Raw genomic sequence first — 19117 nt, forward strand, 5'->3', positions numbered from 1 at the left:
GTGCCAGCATGGGCTCATCTTATCGCCAACAGGTCTGCGGAGAAATCATGCCTGAAATGACCCTACTTCCCCCTCAATCGATCCTCGTTCTAGGTGCCGGCGAACTCGGCCTGCCGGTTTTGCGCAACCTGGCGCGGGAGGCCAAACGCGCGCCCGGTTCCACCATCAGCGTATTACTCAGGGAATCGACCATCAACACTCAAGCGCCCGAGAAAAAGGCAGACATCGATGAGCTGCGCAGCCTGGGCATCCAGATGGTCGCCGCAGATCTGGTGAACGACTCAATCGATCAACTTGCCAAGGTCTTCGCACGCTTCGATACCGTGATCGGCTGCGCGGGCATGGTCGCGGGCCGAGAAACCCCGATGAAGCTGGCAACCGCCGCACTCAAATCCGGCGTGAAGCGCTACTTCCCCTGGCAGTTTGGCGTGGATTTCGAAGTGATTGGCCGGGGCAGCCCCCAGGATCTGTTCGATGCCCAACTGGATGTGCGTGAGTTGCTGCGCGCCCAGGACAACACTGAATGGGCCATCATCTCGACAGGCATGTTCACCAGCTTCCTGTTCGAGCCGGTGTTCGAGGTCGTCGACTTCGACAACAACACAGTGAACGCCCTGGGCAGCCTCGAGAACAGCGTGACGCTCACGACACCGGACGACATCGGTACGCTGACAGCGCAAATCGTGTTCTTCGAACCGCGCATGCGCAATCAGGTTGTCTATCTCGCCGGCGACACCGTCACGTATGGGCAGGTTGCGAGCATGCTGGAGCGCGTTCTGGATCGCCCGTTCAAACGCAACGTGTGGACGGTTGACTATCTCATGCAGGCACTGGAAAAAGACCCCACGCACCACATCAAGAAGTACCGTGCTGTATTCGCACAAGGCAAAGGTGTGGCCTGGCCTAAGGCGGCCACGTTCAACGAGCAACAATCGATTCCGGTCACCACTGCTGAGCAGTGGGCTCGGGAAAACCTGGCAGTTCATTGAAAACCGGATGCTGAAGCCAGCCGTAAAGGCTGGCACAGGTGAATGGACAGTCAGCGGCTCTGAGCTTCGCGCTGCTGACCAGAGGCATGTTGTTTTTTTACATGCTTGCGCGACCTGAGCTCGTATTGATGGTGAATAAACCAGGCGACCAACAACAACCCAGTGACACCGAAAACCAAGACCAACAGCTCTAGTGCAGTACCTTCATGTGAAAACATTTTTCGTTCCTCGTCCTGAAGCCGTATGACCTAAAAAACAGCCACACCGAAATTGTTTGTAATAATTCAAACATTTTCAGGGTAGTCGGCAAATCCGCACGTGACAACCCCTGATCGGCCCAGAACCCTTGATCTAGACATGTCACTCGTCGAAAAAACGCATAAATCACAGGCAATAAAAAACCCCGTAGACGCTGATCTACGGGGCTTGTGTTCGCTTACTTGCTGCCAGAAGCGTCCTGCTCGACCACCATATCCAACACGTAGACCGTCGAAGGCGCATCCGCTGGCGGATTCTTCCATTCGTACTGCTTGACCCGCAGCACAGTGCGCACGCCGTCATGATGCACAAAGCCTTCGATAGGCTGGTACAGCGGATGCCAGGTGTCTTGGGTCGCCAGTTGCAGGCCCGCGTCGTCATAGCGACGCTCGCGCACTTGCAGGCACTGATAACCTGGGATCAAAGGATGGCTGCACTTGACCGTCTTGGCCGCCACTTCCAGAAACTTGACCTCACCCTCGCTACCGTAGCGGGTCTGCGGGGTGGCCTCGCCTTGCAGCTTGAGCACCGAGCCATCCGCTGTCGTCAGTTGCAGCATCGGCGCCACGTTATCGCCGGTGATCGCAGCGCGCAGATCACCCTTGAACAGCCGCCCTACCTGGGCATCAAGGTCCATCAGGCTCTTGTCACAGGCCATCAGCGTGGAGGCCAGTGGCTGAACCTTCAGAACCCCGTCCTGATAGTGAAAGCCGCCGAACTGACGATTGCAGCCACCGCTGATGCTCAGGTTCTTGTCACCGAAGGCAACACGCAACTTGCGCTCGATGCCTTTGTTCATCGCCACGAGAGGCTTGCCCGACGCATCCGTTGCCGAGACCAGGTTCCAGTCGTAAGCGGATAAGGTTGGCTGGGCTACAGCCGCTGAGGTAGTAGGCATTGAAGGTGATTCTTCATGGCTTTTGGAAGGGGCGGCACAGCCTTGGATGAGTGCAGCACACACGGCTACAAGAAGAATTTTTTGTTTCATGGGTCACTCTGTCAGCTTTGATGAGTGCGGGCGTTATCCTGCACTGGCAGGATAAGCGCGCGGCTAGACCGGCATGAGGAGGTCGCGTGAGGCTTTACTGAGCATAGACCCAATGCGCGCTTGGCGGACCTCGTTCTTGGCCGATAGCAATCGGACATCATTTGCTTCGATCAGTTTCACGCATGACGCGCCGTTATCAACCCACGACTGCCCTTGATGTATGTGTGTTGTCGCCCTATGTTATTGGCATTCATGGAGGATTCTGACTGATGCCACGCGTGGGATTGATACTGACACCCGGTTTTTCGGACTGGGAATACGCTTTCATTGCTGGAACTGCGTCTGTGTTTTACGAGATCGACGTCAGGTTTTTCGCTTCTGCTACGGGGCAATTTCGCTCGCAGGGTGGATTGGCGGTAACGGTCGATAGCAGTTTGCAACAATGTCTGGACTGGAAGCCGGACGTTGTAGCCGTAATTGGAGGAATGGTCTGGGAGCGTGCAGAAGCGCCCGATATTCGAGCGTTTCTTCATGCTAGTCGTTCAAGTGGAGCGACAATTGCCGGTATCTGTGGAGGAACGCTGGCACTCGCCAGGGCCAGCCTTCTCGACACCGTTCCTCATACATCGAACAGCGCTGACTTCCTGCAACAGAATGCCGTGGGTTATAAGGGGGGCACGCTTTATCGAAGCAGTCCAGTGGCTGTGGTTGCAGACCGCATCATAACTGCTCCAGGCCCTGCACCCGTTAGCTTCACCTGCGCAGTGTTCGAAGCTGCCGGGCTATCTTGCGAGACCACTTCTCAATTCAAGATCAATGTTGGCAGCGGAACATCGGTGACTGCGTCGTCCTACAAAACAGCCGGTTAGGTGATGTGTTCGAGTCGCCGCCCATGGACGATTTTTGCCTATTGTGAACGGCTGAAATCGCCATTCAATGAACCGGATCCCGAGAACGTCTTATCCAGGAATACTGGAAGGATTTAGGCTCGACTTGATGGCTCCGCCGCCGATAGCTGCCCAGATCAGCGCTGTGGCAATAAGTACAATGTTCGAGCACCTGAATCTGTTCAATACTCACACCGCTCGCCACCAAGTGGCGCAGCGCATATTTTCGTAGATCAAACCAGGCTTCATTATGTGTGATCTCAGGTTCGACCCAAGGCACACTTGCCGGTGGCACGCGATAGGGGGTCCACGGCGCAGAATCGTTTTGCCAAAGATGGCTGTCGACATGTTCAATACCTTCGACAAACTTCCTGCTCACCTCATAACAACAGGGGCCGATAGATGGGCCTATCGCTATTCTCAATCCCGCAAGAGAAGCACCTTCTTTCTCTAGCCGGCCGATCGAATGACCGAGAATACCTGCTTTCAAACCCTGCCATCCGGCGTGGATTGCCGCTACAAGTGGTTGATCAACCGAAGCAACCAGAACAGGCAAGCAATCGGCAGTGATGACCGCTATCGCACCCTGGACTCCTCTTGAGAATAGTGCATCGGCGACAGGACGTTCATCTCGCCCTTTCCTGTCAGCATCGACGATGTGCGTACCGTGAACCTGAGCACAGTAAAGTGTTCCTTCCGGCAGCGTTAAATTTCCCGAAGTCTCGAAACCGTGGTCCACACCGGGGATTTCGAGCAGCAACGAAGACAGGTAGGTCATAGAGCAGATCCTATCGATGGCAACCCGGGTACCGGCATATCATCCGTAAGAGGGATGGGTCAAGTTCGCTTAGAACTCTATGTTTCGGATGAGGTGAGCCCACGTTTAACGGCGTCTCAAATTTGCTGAAAAAAGGCAGGGTTACGCAAGCGATCCGGAAAATTGCGGAAGCGATGACTAAATCGCAGGCATTAAAAAACCCCGTAGACGTTAATCTACGGGGTTTCCAAGAGTGGAGGCCGAGGTCGGAATCGAACCGGCGTAGGCGGATTTGCAATCCGCTGCATAACCATTTTGCTACTCGGCCTCAAACGATCAATGCCCTTGTTGCTGACATTCACCGCAAACAAACTTGAGTGGGCTACGTGAAGCCTGCCTCTACTCTAACTCATTGAATACAATGAAGTTTTTAATGCTTCGTTGCGTTCGATGGGCGCCATTATGTACTCATTTGCCTATGCCTGCAACCCCTTGATTTCAAAAAATATTCTGCCTTGTCATCAAGGGGTTGCGCCTCCGCCCTAGTCCTTCACCGTGTGGATTTGGTAGTGCGGGTCGGCCTTGATCTGGGCCTCGGTGAAGGGCAATGGGCGCAGTTTTTTCTCGGAGAAGGCTTGGGTCTGGTCCTTTGAGTAGGCGGACGCTGGGTTGCTGGACTCGGAGAATGCCAGGACGCCGACCGCGTTGGGGCCTTTGTCGTCGAAGCTGACGATTTGCAGGTAGCTGGTGCCGCTGACGACTTCGCGTTTGCCGTCGGCGCGGGGCACGGTTTGCATGGCGTTGTAGATACCCAGCTCTTGCGGGCCGCCGTGGATGGGGGTTTGGCCGGAGACTTGGATATCGCCCCAGCGGGTCTGCCCCAGTTTGCTGGCCTCAGCGCTGGAGGCCAGCATGGCTGCGCGCAGGGCTTTGGCGACCGGGGCGCGGTCGATGGCGAGGCCGCTAGGGGTGGTCAGGGGATGGGCCGGGTCGAAGGCCACGCGCCAGGCGTCAGGGGTTTGCTGCAGGTGCTGCACCAGGTTGATGAAGTGCACCAGGCCGACGCCGCTGTCGAGGTTGGCGCGCTGGTCCCAGTTTTTCAGGCTGGTGCACAGCGGCTGTAGCGCAGCGGCGTCAGCGCCCAGGTGTTTGGCGCAGAACGTCAGCAGGTCGGGCATGACTTGGCCCGCCAGGTACACCTCGTTGTCCATGACCATGTCTTGCAGATCAGTGACGGTGATCGGCTGCTGCTCAAGGGTTTGCAGGCGCTGGAGCGCGAAGCGCGCACGCGGGCCGAGGCCGATGTTGTCCTGGCTGATCACCGGCGAAAAGCCACTTAGCGGCGCCTTGGGGTTGGCCATCCAGGCGGAATCGTTGGAGTGTTGCACGTAGTCGGTGCGTTGCAGTTGGGGCAGCTGGTCGGCCGGGAAGATACCCGGCTGGGCCGCTCGCGGGTCGATGTCCCACGCGCAGGCGCTGTGGGCGCCGTCGAGCATGATCATTTGCAGGCCGGCCCGTGGGTCGCTGCATTTTGCCAGCTTGGCGGCGCTGACGTTGGGCACTACCGACAGGTTCATGTACAGGCTTTGGCCCTGGTCATCGGCGGCCAGGGTGTTGACCCAGGGGATGCCTTGCAGGGTATGCACTGAGGTTTGCAGCTCCTTGAGGCTACCGGCGCGGTTCATGGCGTACCACTGTTGCAGCACCCGGTCGTTGCCCAGGTTGGCGTCGCGCAGGCTGAAGGCGTAGTGGCTGTCCCAGTCGAGCTTGCCCGGCCATTGCACCACGGGGCCGAACTGCGAGCTGTAGACGGTGTGGGTCACGGCCTTGAGGCTGCCGTCAGCTTGCTTGACCTGTACCGTTACGGCGGTTTTATCCAGGGGGATGGACTTGCCGTCCAGCAGGTAACGGGTGGCGTCCTTGGGGTCGAGGGTCAGGCGGTACAGGGTGAAGTGTTTGGACGTGTCCACGGTATGGGTCCACGCCACATGCTGGTTGAAACCGATGTTCACCACGGGCAACCCTGGCAGTGCGGCACCCATCACATCCAACTGGCCAGGGATGGTCAGGTGCATCTCGTAAAAACGCATGCCGCCCACCCACGGGAAATGCGGGTTGGCCAGCAGCATGCCACGGCCATTGAATGAGCGGTCACGGCCCACGGCAACGGCATTGCTGCCTCGATCCAGAGTGAAGCGCTGCTGGTTGGCGGCGGCCATGGCAAAGGCTTTGGCACCGGGCTGCACACTGGCGGTGGCTTTGGGTGGTGCTGCCCCGACCAAGGCTTCGGCGAATTGGCCGATGCCCCCTTCCACCAATAGCCTGCGGGTCAACTTCACCAGGTCTTGCACTACCAAGGGCCGTACCCACGCGGCCTGGCACTGTGCGGGTGCGCCCTTATCCTTGAGGTAACGGTTGTAGCCGGCCACGTACCCTTCGATGCGCTGTTGCATCTCGGGCGTCTGGGCTTTCCAGAATGCAGCAACGGCCTCGGGTGTATTCAGCCAGTTGAAGAACACATCGCTGGCAAGGTTGTTGCGCTCTTCCAGGGTCGCCTGGTCCGGCCCGAAAAACCTGGCGCGCTCGCCATTGACCGTGACTATTTCATTGGCCAGCAGGCACAGGTTGTCCTGGGCATAGGCGTAACCCATACCCACCCCCAGGCCCCGCTCATCAGAGGCGCGAATATGCGGCACGCCATAACTGGTACGCCGTATATCCGCCGACGTTTGCGTCACTTGCTCGCGTGCCGATACGGCCAGGCTAAAGGCGAGTAACAGCCCTGCCGTGCTCACTCTGGACAACCCCTTGGAAATAATCACGCCGACTCCACAGTCAAATTGAACAGCCTCACGAGGGATGGTTACCCCACCGTAAGAACGCACATCGACCGGAAAAATTTAGCCGCACAAGGTTGCCTATCGACGGCGCAGGGGATGTGACAAACCTGATACCGACAAATTTTCTACATTCATCGTTTCATGATTTGCGTCACTCGTTCGTCTTATTACCCAAGAGCACCATCTTTTTCCTGATCAGGCTCTGAAAAGGAGTTTTTGCATGTATAACCCGCAAGCGCCCACGGACGGACATTCAAAGGCCGCAGATACCCACTATGGCAACGACACACGGGCATTCGGCAACGCGCCGGAACAGCAGGGCAACCAGCGCATTCGCCATTTGCTCAAGTGTTTCGGTTTGCGCACCAGCCTGATCCGGCTGAAGGTCATCGACGCCCTCCTCACCGCCGCCGACAACCAGCGCGCCCTCGGGGTACGCGGCGTGCACAGCCATTTGCTGGAGCTGGGCATACCGTTGTCGTTTCTCAGCGTGCGCGAGGTACTCAAGCGTCTATGCAGCGAGGGCGTCATCACCCTCAACGCTGACAAGAGCTACAGCCTCCATGAAGAGGCTGCCAAGGTACTCGAAGGTCGTGCCTGACTGACGCCCGTCAGAAGCCAGGCTTGACCTTGCGGCGCATGATGCCGTTGATCACGACGACGACCACGGCAATCGCGATGGCCAGGTACTGGAAGGTTTTTTCGCTGATCACGCCTGTGTTCTGCAGATAAGACAGGCCAAACATCGCGCCCAGTACAGCCAGGGCAATCAGAAGCGAGTATTTCAAGCGTTGCTTTTGGGTCATGACGAGTTCCTGAACCTGAAGAATGTATCCACTGTGTATCGCCGTGCATGCCAAGCACATACCCAGTCAGGGGATGGCGCGGTTTCGGCAAGGTCTTATGTTACAGGCGATGAAAAGTTTTGGCTTGTTCGGCGCCTGACAAGCTTGTGAAGCTTCGTCCCGTCAGCCGCCATGCACCCACCGCCGATGCAACCAACGCGCAAACGCATCCAGCGCAAACCCCAGCACCCCGATCACCACCACCATCGCCATCAACTCCGAATACGCGAGCCGATCACGGGTGTCGAGGATGTAATACCCCAGCCCCGCACTGACCCCGAGCATTTCGCACGGCACCAACACGATCCACAGGATACCGATGGCCAGGCGCACGCCGGTCAGCACATGCCCGACGACGCCAGGAATGACCACCCGACGCAAGGCTTCCCAACGCGTGGCGCTCAAGCTCTTGCTCAGTTGCAACCAGCGCGGGTCGAGCTGACGCACGCCCGCTGCGGTGTTGAGCATGATCGGCCAGACAGCGGCAAAGGCCAGCAGGAAGTAGATTGGCTGGTCGCCCACGCCCATCAGCATCACCACGATCGGCATCCAGGACAGCGGCGAAATCATCCGCAGAAACTGGAACGCCGGCGTGGTCGCTGCCTCCAGGTTACGCGAACTGCCCACCAGCAACCCGAGGGGTACGCCTACCAACAACGCGATAAACAGCCCGACGAAAATACGCTTCAAGCTCACGGCGATATGCAGGTACAACTCCCCGCGCCCGAGCAATTCCCACAGGCTGCTGGCGGTGGCCGCCAGGGAAAAGCGCGCCGACAGGCCATCGGCCTCGCCGAACACTTTCACGCCCAGCCACCACAGCACCAACAAACCCGCCAAGCCACTAAGCCCCAGCCACCAGCCGGGGATTCTGCTGTTGTTCAAACGCCGATCTCCTCGTGCCGCTCATAACCGTCCGGCAAACCGAAGGTCTGCATGCCCCCCACGGCTTCGATCGCGTTGCGCACGAAGCGGTCGTCCACCAGGTCCTTGGCCACGAAGGCTGGGTCCAGGCCTGCAAGAAACTTTTTGTCGCCTTCGATCAAGGTGTCCTTCAAGCGCCGCACCAGTTCTTCGGTGTAGCTGGGGAACGGGTACGGTTGGAAGTCGATGCGATGCTCGTCCCAGTCGGCGTGCTGGATCGCGCCGTCGGCCACATAGGAGGCGCGGTCGCTGGCTGGCGGCGCCAGGACTTTGCTCAACACCGGTTCGGCATGGGGCGTGTAACGGTTCGGGCCGTCCTTGGACAGCAGCTTCACCGCCTCTTCACGGTTGTCGCGGGTCCACACCTGAGCCTTGACGATGGCGTTCACCACCTTCTGCGACCACTCCGGACGGTTGGTCAGGTCGTGCTCGTGCATGAACACCACGCAGCACGCGTGGTTGCGCCACACGTCACCCGTGAAGCGCTGCACGCGACCGACCTTGAGGTTTTCTGCCAGGGCATTGAACGGTTCGGCGACGATGTAGCCGTCGATGCGTTTGCTGGCCAGCGCCGGAGGCATGTCCGAGGGCGGCAACACGATCAGGTTGACCTCATTGGCGGCAATCGAACTGCCGGTGGCACGAGTGACCGGCGTGAGGCCGTTATCGCGAAACAGTTGCTGCACCACCACGTTATGGATCGAGTACCAGAACGGAATCGCCACCGACTTGCCGCCCAGTTGCTTCACGTCGGTAATGCCTGGGGATACGGTCAAGCCCGAACCGCCCACATGGTTCCACGCCACGACTTTGGCCGGCACTTTACTGCCGTAGCGCGCCCATACGGTCATTGGCGACAGCAGGTGTATCACGTTGACCTGGCCGGAGATAAACGCCTCGATCACCTGGGCCCAGCTGCGCAACAACACTGGGCGCTCGGCCTTGATGCCTTCGGCTTCGAACAGGCCGTTGTTGTGGGCCACCAGCAGCGGCGTGGCGTCAGTAATAGGTAGATAGCCAATGCGCACCGGCGCGTCGGGCTCGTTGGCGGCACGCGCCTGCAGGCTGCTCAGCAGAGGCAAGGCGCCGGCGGCACTGAGCACAGCGGAGAGCTTGAGAAAGTCACGGCGCGAGTGGGCCAGGTCATCCAGACACATAAGTAAACTCCTGTTGTTCAAGGGGGTTGGGTTGAGTGCGGCTCGCCTGCCGTAAGGTTTTCAAAATCTCGATACGCAGCGCGCCGATGGCCTCGACCTGTTCTTCCCGAGGGTGCGGCAAGTCGATAGCCCACTCGCCCAGCGTCCGCGCCGGGCGATTACCCAGTAGCAGGATGCGGTCCGACAGCAACAGCGCTTCGTCGATGTCGTGGGTGATCAATACCGCGGCCGAGCCCTGCTCACGATTGACCTTGAGCAACAGGTGCTGCATATCAGCGCGAGTGACTTCATCCAGCGCGCCGAAGGGCTCGTCGAGCAGCAGCACTTGCGGCTGACGCGCCAGGCAACGGGCCAGTGCCGTGCGCTGTGCCATGCCACCGGACAATTGCGCCGGGAACTGCTGGCGCGCAGGTTCCAGCCCTACCGCCGCAATGGCGTGGTCGACACGCCGGCGACGTTCTTCAACACTCAAGTGCGGTTGGCGGGCGAAATCCAAACCAAAGGCGACATTCTTTTCCAGGGTCAGCCAAGGCAACAGGCTCGGGTCTTGAAAGGCCACCACCACTCGCGGATGCGGGCCGCTCAATGGCTCGCCCAACACCTGCACATGGCCAGATTGAGGCACCTGCAAACCGGCCAATACCCGCAGCAGGCTGGATTTTCCAACACCGCTGGGGCCCAGGATCGACACCACTTCACCCGGTTGCAAGTGCAAGTCGAACCCCTGCAGCACCGGCCCGCTGCCATACCCCAGGCAAATGCCCTGGGCCGTCAATACCGCCTGGCTCATAGACTGGCCTGGCGGTGCAGCTCGGTACGCAGTTGCACCAGGCTGGGCGTCACGATCGGTACAAAGGCCGACTCGCGCCAGCGCCGGGCAAAGCCGCTGCCGTGGGCGGTGAGGTAGGCCTTTCCGCCACTGGCCTGCAGTTCAAGCTGTACAGCGCTGGCGGCGGTTTCAGCCAGGGCGATACGCAGTTTGAACAGCGGTATGGGCTCGGCGGTAAAGCGCCCGGCCAACAGCCCCTTTTCAAGCTCGTTGACCAGATGATCCAGCGTCGCGCGCAGGGCTTCCAACTCGTCGCGCAACACGGTACGACTGGCGCCCAGATGGTGGGCTACTTCGGCCAGGGAACGCCGCGCCAAACCAATCGACATGCCGCACTGCAAGCCCAGAAACGCCGGGCGTACCGCCGGTAAAAACGTGCGCGCATCCTCGTGCAGCAACCACTCGCGACTCAGCTCCACGCCTTCCAGGCCAAGCGCTGCGGTGTTGCTCGATTGCAGCCCGAGCAGCTCCAGGTCGCGGGAGCGCTGCAACCCGGCCACCGAATCCGGAATCGCCAGGATAAACGGCGCCCCGCCCCCTGCATGCTCGACGGCCGCCGCAGCGACAAAGCCATTTTTGCGCAAGTTGGTCACCCAGTGCAGGCGACCGTTGAGGGTCCAACCGTGGTCGTTGGGCTCGGCACTGATCTGCAACGTCTCGATGCCCGACAGAAACTTCATCGCATTCGACAGCCCGGTGGCGCCGGCCAACTTGCCGCTGAGCAGGTCTGGCATCAGTTGCTCGCGCAGGCGCTGATTGGGGCTCTGCAGCAAGTACTCGATAAACGAGCGTTGGCCCCAGCATACAAACGCCGCCGCCAGGGAATGGCTGGCCACATTGGCGATGGCCTCGACCGCCCCCGCCACATCACCGCCCAGGCCGCCCAGTTGGGTGGGCACGCCGATTCTCAGAATATTGGCTTCTGCCAGCCGCGGCAGCACTTCCTGTGGATCGCAACTGCCCACGTCCAGGGCCTGCGCTTGAACATCGAGCCAACGGCTCAAGATTGGGTCAAGCATTCATGTCTCTCCTTTTACAGCAGGTGGGCCAACGCCGAATCAGTTGGCCGGTTTTTCCCAACGGTATTGCGCCAGCTCCGGGTTCAGCGGGGTGCGGGCAAACACATTGGCGAAGTTGCACAGGGTTGCCAGGCTGACACCCAGGATGACTTCCAGCGCGTGGCCGTCGGTGTAGCCGGCGGCGCGGAACGCCTCAAAGCCCGCGTCACTGACATCCCCACGGGTGGCGATCACTTCACGGGTAAACGCGGCAAGTGTCTCATAGCGTGCGTCAGGCAACTCACCCCGGCGGCGCAGGGCCTCGATCACCTCTTCAGGCAACTTGGCTTTGTTGCGGGCAACGGCAGTGTGGCCAGCGACGCAAAAATCACAACCGTGGGCAGTGGCGGCAATCAATTGCACCACTTCACGGTCGGCCAGGCTCAGCTCGGCCTTGGCATTCAAGCCGGAGACGGTGATGTAGGTTTCCAGCGCCGCCGGTGCATTGGCCAGTACGCCCAGTAGGTTAGGGATAAAACCCGAGCCTTTCAGCGCGTTTTCCAGGAAGGGCTTGGCGGCTTCCGGTGCGGTTTCAGGCGTGAGCAACGGTACACGGGACATGAAGTGGACTCCTGTTGGGTTTGAATGCCCCAGTCTGTTGGTTCTAAAAAAAGCGCTCAATAGGCTAAAGTAGCGATTACTTGCTCCTGAGTCTTTCCATTAGATGAATTCGTCCGATGTACTTGTCGATTGGTTATTAGATAGCCTCGAACTCAACACCAGCCTGTTTCACGTCGGCCGTTATTGCGGTGACTGGCACGCGAGCACCCACGGCCTGGCACAGGCGAGCTTCCACTTGATTGTGCAAGGCGAATGCTGGCTGCATATCGACGGTGAGCCAACACCCCAACACCTGAATAATGGTGACGCGGTGTTCCTGCTGCGTGACTTTGCCTTCAGGCTTTCCGGCCAAGCCACGGCGGCCGGCGCCCAGCAGTGCCCACGCCGCTCGATGCTGCCTCTCGATAGCACGGCCACGGACGGCGTAGGATTAGTCTGCGGTTTCTTCCACTTTCAATCCGGCTTGTCGACACTGATCGTCGACACCCTGCCCAGTTGGATCATCCTGCGCGCCGGCGACCCGTCGCTGATGGCTGCACGCAACCTGTTCGAATTGATCCTGCAAGAATGCGCACGCCCCCCAGCGCCCTCTTCCGCGCTGCTTGAGCGCCTGTGCCACCTGCTGTTCCTGTATGTGCTGCGCCAGCAAGTGCTCGACAACACCGAGCTTGGCGGCCTGGCGGCGCTTGGCCGGGCACCGGCGTTCGCACATTTGCTGGAGCAATTGATCGCCCGCCCCGCCGAGCCCTGGAGCCTGGAAAGCATGGCGGCCTGTACCGGGTTGTCGCGCTCGGCGTTTTTCAAGCGCTTCAGCGAACTGTGTGGGCAGTCGCCCGGGCAAGTACTGCTGATGATCCGCATGCGCCACGCCTGTGGGTTGCTCAAGGCGGACCAGACCGTGGCCGAGGTTTCGCTGGCGGCCGGGTATCAATCGGTGGCGGCGTTTACCCGAGCCTTCCATAAAGTCACCGGGCAACAGCCTGGCGCCTATCGCAGGGCGCGAGCCTAGCCTTGTAAGCCGGTGCCGGGCCGAACGCACAACTGCACCAGCCAATCGACGAACACCCTCACCCGCTGCGACAACTGCCGATGAGGCGGGTACAACGCAGTCAGCGCCATCTTCGGCACTGCCACATCAGGGAGCACCTGCACCAGCGTGCCCTCGGCCAGTTGGCGCAGGGCGTGATAACGAGGTGCCTGGATCAGCCCGTAGCCGGCTTCGCACGCAGCGAAGTAACCGGCAGAGCTGTTCACGGCAACCACTTTCGGCAGGTTGATCGGATGCAACTCGCTGCCCAGCAGAAATTCCAGGCCAAAACGTTTACCGCTGGCGCTGGAAACGTACTCGACCATTTGGTGTCCAGCCAACTGCTCCAGGCAAGTGGGCGTGCCCATGCGTTCAAGGTACGCGGGGCTGGCCAGGGTCAGTTGTTCCATCATCGCCAAGGGGCGCGCCACCAGCGATTCGTCCAAGGCCGGACCACCGCGCAACACACAATCGACGCCTTCGCGAATCAGATCCACTGGCCGGTCATTGAGGCCGATCTCCAACTCGATCTGTGGGTACAGCGCGGTGAACGTTGGCAAGGCCGGAATCACAATCAAGCTCCCAATGCCTGAGGGCATATCGATGCTCAATGTACCCCGGGGATTCTGGCGCCGCGTGGAGAACACCGCCTCGGTTTCCTCAAGATCAGTCAGCAGTTGCACGCAACGTTGGTAGTACGCCGCGCCATCCAGGGTCGGGCTGACGTGGCGCGTGGTGCGCTGCAACAGTTGCACGCCAAGATGCGCCTCCAATTGCTTGATCAGGATTGTCACTGAAGCGCGTGGCAATTGCAGGCTGTCGGCGGCCTTGGCAAACCCGCCCAATTCAACAATCCGAGTGAACACGCGCATGGCGTTAAAACGATCCAAGAGAATGCTCCTGTGGAAGATTGTTTAGATATTACGAACAGTGATAGCACTTTTAGCGGGTTTATCTGCATTTTTTCAAGGGTAACAATGGGCCCTCATCACAAGGAACTTCCCTATGCACACTCGACAACTCGGTAAAAACGGCCCGTATGTGTCCGCCATCGGCCTTGGCTGCATGGGCATGACCGATTTCTACACACCCGCCACCGATACCACGGAAGCCACCGCGACCTTGCACCGCGCCCTGGAACTGGGCGTCAACTTTCTTGATACCGCTGACATGTACGGCCCACACACCAATGAGCAACTGATCGGCAAGGCTATTGCCGGCAAGCGCGACCAGGTCTTCCTGGCCAGTAAATTCGGGATTGTGCGCGACCCTGCCAACCCCGTAGTGCGCGGGGTGAATGGCCGGCCCGACTATATCCGCAACGCCATCGACGGCACCTTGCAACGCCTGGGGGTGGATACACTGGACCTTTACTACCAACACCGCATCGACCCCGACGTGGCCATCGAAGAAACCGTTGGCGCCATGGCCGACCTGGTGAAACAGGGCAAGGTGCGCTATCTGGGCCTGAGCGAGGCGTCCGCGGCGACCTTGGAGCGAGCGCATAAGGTTCATCCCATCAGCGCCCTGCAAAGCGAATATTCGCTGTGGAGCCGTGACCAGCAACACAACGGCTGCCTCGCCGCCTGCCAGCGCCTGGGCATCGCGTTTGTGCCGTACAGCCCGTTGGGGCGAGGTTTTCTCACCGGTGCCTTGAGGAGCCCGGATGATTTCGGTGCTGATGACTACCGGCGCTTCAGCCCGCGCTTTCAGGGTGAGAACTTTGCGAAAAACCTGCTGCTGGTAGAACAGGTCAAGAGCCTGGCGGCAGACAAAGGTGTCACGGCCGGGCAACTGGCGCTGGCCTGGGTATTGGCCCAAGGCGATTACATCATCCCGATTCCCGGCACCAAGCGGCGCACCTATCTGCAAGAGAATGTGGAGGCGCTGTCGATTTCCCTCAGCGCTGACGAACTGGCTGCGCTGGATGCGATCTTCCCTGCCGATGCAACCGCAGGGCTGCGTTACCCCAAGGAAGTGCTGGCCATGCTGGATATCTAGCGCCTGCTGAAAACCCTTGTGCGGGCCGTACTCAGCGGGATTGATCAACGGTCTGCCGACTCCCGTGCAAAGCACGGGAGTCAGACTACTCTCACTGCTCCTAGTGTAAAAACCGCCACACAGGAGGTGTGTCATGCACGCGACTGAGCATTCGGTCCGCTTGGAGCAGATCAGTCAGGAACGCGTCATCCAGGCGCCGATCGAGGCGGTTTATGACTATGTGACCCAGCCCGACCGCTGGCACGAATGGCACCCCACCTCCCTCAGCGCCGACACCGGCACCACCGGCTCATTACCGGTCGGCGCGCGTTTTACCGAAATCATCGACCTGCTGGGCATACGCTTCCCCATGAGTTACCGCGTACAAATCGCCCGCCGCCCCAGCGAGTTCAAGACCGTGTTCACCTCCCTGGCGGTTGACGGTTGCATCCATTACTGCTTGCGCGCTCATCAGGGCGGCACCCTGTTCAAGCGGGTGCTGACTTACGAGACCGAACTGCAACTGGCGTCTTTGCACGAACGCATGGTCGCGTTGTCGTCGATTGCGTTGGACCGGCTCAAGCAGCGGCTGGACAATCAGGGTTTCGTATAATTTAGAAACATTACAACGACGTCACATTGCAAACATGCCTGCAAAAGCAGGGAGAATGCCCGGCTTATTGCCGCGCCTTCAGTGAGACCCACGATGAAAACCCCATTGCGATTGGCCCTGCTCAGTGCCCTGTTCACCACCACCCTGGCCCAGGCCGCCGAACTGATTCCCATCGACGTACACCGCGACGCCAACTGCGGCTGCTGCAAGAAATGGATCAGCCACTTGGAGAGCAACGGTTTCAAGGTCAACGACCACGTTGAAGCCGACATGAGCGCGGTGAAACAACGCCTGGGCGTCGCGCCACGCCTCGGCTCCTGCCACACCGCGGTCATCGACGGCAAATTCGTCGAAGGCCATGTACCCGCCGAGCAGGTCCTGGCTCTGCGCAAGCGCAACGACCTGCTAGGCCTTGCCGCACCGGGCATGCCATTGGGCTCGCCAGGCATGGAAGTAGACGGACGCAGCGAGGCGTATCAAATCATTGGCCTGACCCGAGACGGCGAAGACGTGGTGGTAGCGCACTACCCGGCTCACTGACCGGTGCTGATGGGTTACCTGGGGCTGTTCGTCGCGGCATTTGGCGCCGCGACGTTATTGCCCCTGCAATCAGAAGCCGTGTTGGTCGGCCTGCTGCTCAGCGGGCATTACAACCTATGGCTGCTGCTGGGTATCGCCACCCTGGGTAACGTGCTGGGCTCGCTGGTCAATTGGCTGCTGGGGCGCTCGGTCGAGCGCTTCAAGGAGCGACGCTGGTTCCCGGTGAGCGCCAGGCAGCTGGACAAGGCTCGCAGCCATTACGCGCGCTGGGGGCACTGGACGTTGTTGCTCAGTTGGGTGCCAATCATTGGTGATCCGCTGACGTTGGTGGCTGGGGTGATGCGCGAGCCGTTGTGGCGTTTTCTACTGCTGGTAACCCTGGCGAAAAGCCTGCGGTATGGCGTACTCGCAGCGCTGACGTTGCAGTGGGCGTTAATCCCCCGTTAATCGAGGGCAAAGAGCATCCGAGCATCTGTCTCGGAGCCAAAACCCATGCCTATCATCCGTACATTGTGCGTAGCCGGTTTGTTTTCGGTCAGCGCGGCACCCGTGTTAGCTGACATCTACGGCCCTGAGTTGCAGGGCTTTGCATACCCCTACCCTTTGAATCATTTTGCCTTCCAATCCCAAGGCAAATCCCTGCAAATGGGCTATATGGACGTCCCCGCCACGGGTACTCCAAACGGTCGTAGCGTGGTGCTGATGCACGGCAAGAACTTCTGCGGCGCCACTTGGGAAGGTTCGATCAAGGCGCTGAGTGACGCCGGTTACCGCGTCATCGCCCCGGACCAGATTGGTTTTTGCACCTCCAGCAAGCCCGATCACTACCAGTACAGCTTCCAGCAATTGGCAACCAACACCCATCAGCTACTGGAAAAACTCGGCATTCAAAAGGCCACGGTGATCGGCCATTCCACCGGCGGCATGCTCGCCACGCGCTATGCGCTGATGTACCCCCAGCAAACCGAACAGCTTGGGCTGGTGAACCCCATCGGCCTGGAAGACTGGAAAGCCCTCGGCGTGCCTTACCAGAGCGTCGACCAGTGGTATCAGCGCGAGCTGAAACTGAGCGCCGACGGTGTGCGCAATTATGAGCGCACCACCTATTATGTCGGGCGCTGGAAACCTGAATATGAACGCTGGGTGGACATGCTCGCCGGCCTGAATAAAGGCCCGGGGCATCTTCAGGTTGCCTGGAACTCGGCGTTGATTTACGACATGATCTTCACCCAACCGGTGTACTACGAGTTCAAGGACTTGCAGGTGCCCACCTTGCTACTGATCGGCACCAGCGACACCACCGCCATCGGCAAAGATGTGGCGCCGGCGGCGGTCAAGGCCAAAATTGGTCATTACGAGGTACTGGGCAAGCAGGTGGCCAAGCTGATTCCCCGCGCCACGTTGGTGGAGTTCCCCGGCCTGGGCCATGCGCCCCAGATGGAAGAGCCGGAACAGTTTCATAAAGCCCTGTTGCAGGGGTTGAACGCCCTTTGATTGCCACTTTTCGAGGCCCGCGTGCATGTCGATACAGATCGCAGTGATGGATGATTGGCAAAACGTGGCCAGCGACGTGGCAGATTGGTCGGCGCTGGACAGCGTGGGCAAGGTGCATTTTCTTCACGACTACCCCGCCGATACCGCCACCATGATCGAGCGCTTGAACGGGTTCGAGGTGATTTGCCTCATGCGCGAACGCTCAACCTTTGACAATGCCCTGCTGCAAGGGCTGCCCCAGCTCAAATTGCTGGTGACCGGCGGCATGCGCAATGCCGCCATCGACCTTCCCGCAGCCAAGGCCCTGGGCATTCAGGTGTGCGGCACCGACAGCTATAAGCACGCCGCACCGGAACTGACCTGGGCCTTGATCATGGCCTCTACGCGCAACCTGCTCGCCGAAGCCCACTCGCTGCGCGGGGGCGGATGGCAGGTCGGCCTGGGCGGCGACCTGCACGGCAAGACACTGGGCGTCCTGGGGCTGGGCAGCATTGGCCAGAAAGTCGCAAGGTTCGCCCAGGTGTTTGGCATGCGGGTGATTGCCTGGAGTGAAAACCTCACACCGGAGCGCGCGGCTGAATCGGGGGTGACTTGGGTCAGCAAGCGCGAGCTGTTCGAGCAGGCGGATATTCTGACCATCCATCTGGTGCTCAGCGAGCGCAGCCGTGGTCTGGTGGATGCGCAAGCGTTGAGCTGGATGAAACCCACAGCGCGGCTGGTAAACACCGCACGCGGGCCGATTGTGGATGAGCAGGCACTGCTGCAAGCATTGCGCAGCGGACGCCTGGCCGGGGCGGCGCTGGATGTGTATGCCGAGGAGCCGCTGCCGGCTGACCATCCGTTTCGCAGCTTGCCCAATGTGCTGGCTACGCCACACGTGGGGTACGTGAGTGAACAGAATTATCGGCAGTTCTATCAGCAGATGATCGAAGATATCCAAGCCTGGGCCAACGGCGTGCCCATTCGCGCGCTCGCCTGACGCACCATTAAAGTGCGCCTCTTGGCCCTAATCCTGTAGGAGCGAGCTTGCTCGCGAAAAACTCCCAGGCGCCGCGTTCATTCAGGAAGCACGCGTTATCGTGGGCGTTTTTCGCGAGCAAGCTCGCTCCTACAGCGACAGGCAGAGAATAAGGTTAAAAGTTTTTTGTCCTACAAAACCCTCCCGAAACCCCGGCAGGCGCTGGGATCTGTCCTAGACTCATGACCGATGGGTCCGTTCCAAAACAAAAACCCCGCAAAAAATCTAAACTTTCGAAACCTGCCGCTGGTCAAGTTTTAGGTAAGGGCGAGCACCCGCGCTTCAGGCCGAATGCCCGCTCATCCAATCTTTTTAAGCCGACGTTACAACTGGCATACGCCTTGCCAGCTTG

At 59.6% G+C, this 19117-nt stretch carries 20 protein-coding genes, 1 tRNA gene and 1 pseudogene; 10 read left to right on the forward strand and 12 right to left on the reverse strand.

Going from position 1 to position 19117, the window contains the following annotated elements:
- Positions 1–47 precede the first annotated feature (47 nt).
- On the forward strand, positions 48–989 hold the full coding sequence (locus BUE92_RS00535; protein WP_073521504.1) for an aromatic alcohol reductase: 942 nt from the start codon (positions 48–50) through the stop codon (positions 987–989).
- 50 nt (positions 990–1039) lie between these two features.
- Here the strand turns inward: BUE92_RS00535 and BUE92_RS28405 are convergent, their stop codons facing one another.
- Together BUE92_RS28405 and BUE92_RS00540 are read right to left on the reverse strand one after the other, a co-directional pair.
- Positions 1040–1207 carry a hypothetical protein gene (locus tag BUE92_RS28405; RefSeq protein ID WP_178380668.1) on the reverse strand — a complete coding sequence of 56 codons (168 nt, stop codon included), beginning with the start codon at positions 1205–1207 and terminating at the stop codon, positions 1040–1042.
- 218 nt (positions 1208–1425) lie between these two features.
- Positions 1426–2145, reverse strand: a complete 720-nt coding sequence (locus BUE92_RS00540) for an META and DUF4377 domain-containing protein (protein ID WP_256673918.1) — start codon at positions 2143–2145, stop codon at positions 1426–1428.
- A gap of 359 nt (positions 2146–2504) precedes the next feature.
- Between BUE92_RS00540 and BUE92_RS00545 the strand changes: the two are divergent.
- Positions 2505–3075, forward strand: a pseudogene (locus BUE92_RS00545) (DJ-1/PfpI family protein).
- Between the two features lie 93 nt (positions 3076–3168).
- On the opposite strand, the gene pgeF reads toward BUE92_RS00545, so the two are convergent.
- The 3 genes from pgeF to pvdQ all read right to left on the reverse strand — a co-directional run bounded on the left by pgeF (position 3169) and on the right by pvdQ (position 6701).
- Positions 3169–3900 (reverse strand): peptidoglycan editing factor PgeF, encoded by a 732-nt coding sequence (gene pgeF, locus BUE92_RS00550; protein ID WP_073521506.1) that lies wholly within the window; start codon positions 3898–3900, stop codon positions 3169–3171.
- Between the two features lie 233 nt (positions 3901–4133).
- Positions 4134–4207, reverse strand: a tRNA-Cys gene (locus BUE92_RS00555).
- Positions 4208–4421: 214 nt separating this feature from the next.
- Positions 4422–6701: a bifunctional acylase PvdQ gene (pvdQ, locus tag BUE92_RS00560; protein WP_073521507.1), complete on the reverse strand. Its 2280-nt coding sequence runs from the start codon at positions 6699–6701 to the stop codon at positions 4422–4424.
- 238 nt (positions 6702–6939) lie between these two features.
- On the opposite strand from pvdQ, the gene BUE92_RS00565 reads away from it, so the two are divergent.
- Positions 6940–7320, forward strand: coding sequence for a fe2+ zn2+ uptake regulation protein (locus BUE92_RS00565; RefSeq protein WP_073521508.1), 381 nt, complete (start codon positions 6940–6942; stop codon positions 7318–7320).
- Positions 7321–7330: 10 nt separating this feature from the next.
- On the opposite strand, the gene BUE92_RS00570 is transcribed toward BUE92_RS00565, so the two are convergent.
- The 6 genes from BUE92_RS00570 to BUE92_RS00595 form a co-directional block, all read right to left on the reverse strand.
- On the reverse strand, positions 7331–7525 hold the full coding sequence (locus BUE92_RS00570; protein WP_073521509.1) for a hypothetical protein: 195 nt from the start codon (positions 7523–7525) through the stop codon (positions 7331–7333).
- 162 nt (positions 7526–7687) lie between these two features.
- Positions 7688–8449, reverse strand: coding sequence for an ABC transporter permease (locus BUE92_RS00575; protein WP_073521510.1), 762 nt, complete (start codon positions 8447–8449; stop codon positions 7688–7690).
- Positions 8446–9645, reverse strand: a complete 1200-nt coding sequence (locus BUE92_RS00580; RefSeq protein ID WP_073521511.1) for an ABC transporter substrate-binding protein — start codon at positions 9643–9645, stop codon at positions 8446–8448. Before BUE92_RS00580 ends, BUE92_RS00575 begins: the two co-directional genes overlap by 4 nt.
- Positions 9632–10435 carry an ABC transporter ATP-binding protein gene (locus BUE92_RS00585; protein WP_073521512.1) on the reverse strand — a complete coding sequence of 268 codons (804 nt, stop codon included), beginning with the start codon at positions 10433–10435 and terminating at the stop codon, positions 9632–9634. Before BUE92_RS00585 ends, BUE92_RS00580 begins: the two co-directional genes overlap by 14 nt.
- Entirely contained in the window at positions 10432–11493 is a 1062-nt protein-coding gene (locus BUE92_RS00590) for an acyl-CoA dehydrogenase family protein (protein ID WP_073521513.1), read from the reverse strand. Before BUE92_RS00590 ends, BUE92_RS00585 begins: the two co-directional genes overlap by 4 nt.
- Positions 11494–11532: 39 nt before the next feature.
- Positions 11533–12093, reverse strand: a complete 561-nt coding sequence (locus BUE92_RS00595; protein WP_073521514.1) for a carboxymuconolactone decarboxylase family protein — start codon at positions 12091–12093, stop codon at positions 11533–11535.
- Positions 12094–12196: 103 nt separating this feature from the next.
- Here BUE92_RS00595 and BUE92_RS00600 point away from each other — a divergent pair, with 103 nt between their 5' ends.
- Entirely contained in the window at positions 12197–13102 is a 906-nt protein-coding gene (locus BUE92_RS00600; protein ID WP_073521515.1) for an AraC family transcriptional regulator, read from the forward strand.
- Here BUE92_RS00600 and BUE92_RS00605 read toward each other — a convergent pair.
- Positions 13099–14010 (reverse strand): LysR family transcriptional regulator, encoded by a 912-nt coding sequence (locus tag BUE92_RS00605; protein WP_073521516.1) that lies wholly within the window; start codon positions 14008–14010, stop codon positions 13099–13101. The two genes, BUE92_RS00600 and BUE92_RS00605, sit on opposite strands and share 4 nt — an antisense overlap.
- Positions 14011–14125: 115 nt before the next feature.
- On the opposite strand from BUE92_RS00605, the gene BUE92_RS00610 reads away from it, so the two are divergent.
- The 6 genes from BUE92_RS00610 (at position 14126) to BUE92_RS00635 (ending at position 18726) form a co-directional block, all read left to right on the forward strand.
- Positions 14126–15121: an aldo/keto reductase gene (locus BUE92_RS00610; RefSeq protein ID WP_073521517.1), complete on the forward strand. Its 996-nt coding sequence runs from the start codon at positions 14126–14128 to the stop codon at positions 15119–15121.
- Between the two features lie 133 nt (positions 15122–15254).
- Positions 15255–15713, forward strand: a complete 459-nt coding sequence (locus BUE92_RS00615; protein ID WP_073521518.1) for an SRPBCC family protein — start codon at positions 15255–15257, stop codon at positions 15711–15713.
- 93 nt (positions 15714–15806) lie between these two features.
- A complete protein-coding gene (locus BUE92_RS00620) occupies positions 15807–16253 on the forward strand; it encodes a DUF411 domain-containing protein (RefSeq protein WP_073521519.1) in 447 nt (148 codons plus the stop codon).
- Positions 16254–16256: 3 nt separating this feature from the next.
- Positions 16257–16700, forward strand: a complete 444-nt coding sequence (locus BUE92_RS00625) for a YqaA family protein (RefSeq protein ID WP_073521520.1) — start codon at positions 16257–16259, stop codon at positions 16698–16700.
- Between the two features lie 45 nt (positions 16701–16745).
- On the forward strand, positions 16746–17747 hold the full coding sequence (locus tag BUE92_RS00630; protein ID WP_073521521.1) for an alpha/beta fold hydrolase: 1002 nt from the start codon (positions 16746–16748) through the stop codon (positions 17745–17747).
- Between the two features lie 25 nt (positions 17748–17772).
- Positions 17773–18726, forward strand: a complete 954-nt coding sequence (locus BUE92_RS00635; RefSeq protein ID WP_073521522.1) for a D-2-hydroxyacid dehydrogenase family protein — start codon at positions 17773–17775, stop codon at positions 18724–18726.
- Positions 18727–19117: the final 391 nt, after the last annotated feature.

It is taken from the genome of Pseudomonas fluorescens (assembly GCF_001902145.1).
GTDB classification, from domain to species: Bacteria; Pseudomonadota; Gammaproteobacteria; order Pseudomonadales; family Pseudomonadaceae; genus Aquipseudomonas; species Aquipseudomonas fluorescens_BV.

Bases quoted from the DNA above. Each gene is read 5' to 3' on its own strand.
- BUE92_RS00635 (WP_073521522.1), top strand. From the start codon at position 17,773: ATGTCGATACAGATCGCAGTGATGGATGATTGGCAAAACGTGGCCAGC.
- BUE92_RS00590 (WP_073521513.1), bottom strand. From the start codon at position 11,493: ATGCTTGACCCAATCTTGAGCCGTTGGCTCGATGTTCAAGCGCAGGCC.
- BUE92_RS00565 (WP_073521508.1), top strand. From the start codon at position 6,940: ATGTATAACCCGCAAGCGCCCACGGACGGACATTCAAAGGCCGCAGAT.
- BUE92_RS00580 (WP_073521511.1), bottom strand. From the start codon at position 9,645: ATGTGTCTGGATGACCTGGCCCACTCGCGCCGTGACTTTCTCAAGCTC.
- BUE92_RS00595 (WP_073521514.1), bottom strand. From the start codon at position 12,093: ATGTCCCGTGTACCGTTGCTCACGCCTGAAACCGCACCGGAAGCCGCC.
- BUE92_RS00570 (WP_073521509.1), bottom strand. From the start codon at position 7,525: ATGACCCAAAAGCAACGCTTGAAATACTCGCTTCTGATTGCCCTGGCT.
- BUE92_RS00615 (WP_073521518.1), top strand. From the start codon at position 15,255: ATGCACGCGACTGAGCATTCGGTCCGCTTGGAGCAGATCAGTCAGGAA.
- BUE92_RS28405 (WP_178380668.1), bottom strand. From the start codon at position 1,207: ATGTTTTCACATGAAGGTACTGCACTAGAGCTGTTGGTCTTGGTTTTC.
- BUE92_RS00610 (WP_073521517.1), top strand. From the start codon at position 14,126: ATGCACACTCGACAACTCGGTAAAAACGGCCCGTATGTGTCCGCCATC.
- BUE92_RS00585 (WP_073521512.1), bottom strand. From the start codon at position 10,435: ATGAGCCAGGCGGTATTGACGGCCCAGGGCATTTGCCTGGGGTATGGC.
- BUE92_RS00620 (WP_073521519.1), top strand. From the start codon at position 15,807: ATGAAAACCCCATTGCGATTGGCCCTGCTCAGTGCCCTGTTCACCACC.
- BUE92_RS00535 (WP_073521504.1), top strand. From the start codon at position 48: ATGCCTGAAATGACCCTACTTCCCCCTCAATCGATCCTCGTTCTAGGT.
- BUE92_RS00630 (WP_073521521.1), top strand. From the start codon at position 16,746: ATGCCTATCATCCGTACATTGTGCGTAGCCGGTTTGTTTTCGGTCAGC.
- BUE92_RS00540 (WP_256673918.1), bottom strand. From the start codon at position 2,145: ATGCCTACTACCTCAGCGGCTGTAGCCCAGCCAACCTTATCCGCTTAC.
- pgeF (WP_073521506.1), bottom strand. From the start codon at position 3,900: ATGACCTACCTGTCTTCGTTGCTGCTCGAAATCCCCGGTGTGGACCAC.
- BUE92_RS00600 (WP_073521515.1), top strand. From the start codon at position 12,197: ATGAATTCGTCCGATGTACTTGTCGATTGGTTATTAGATAGCCTCGAA.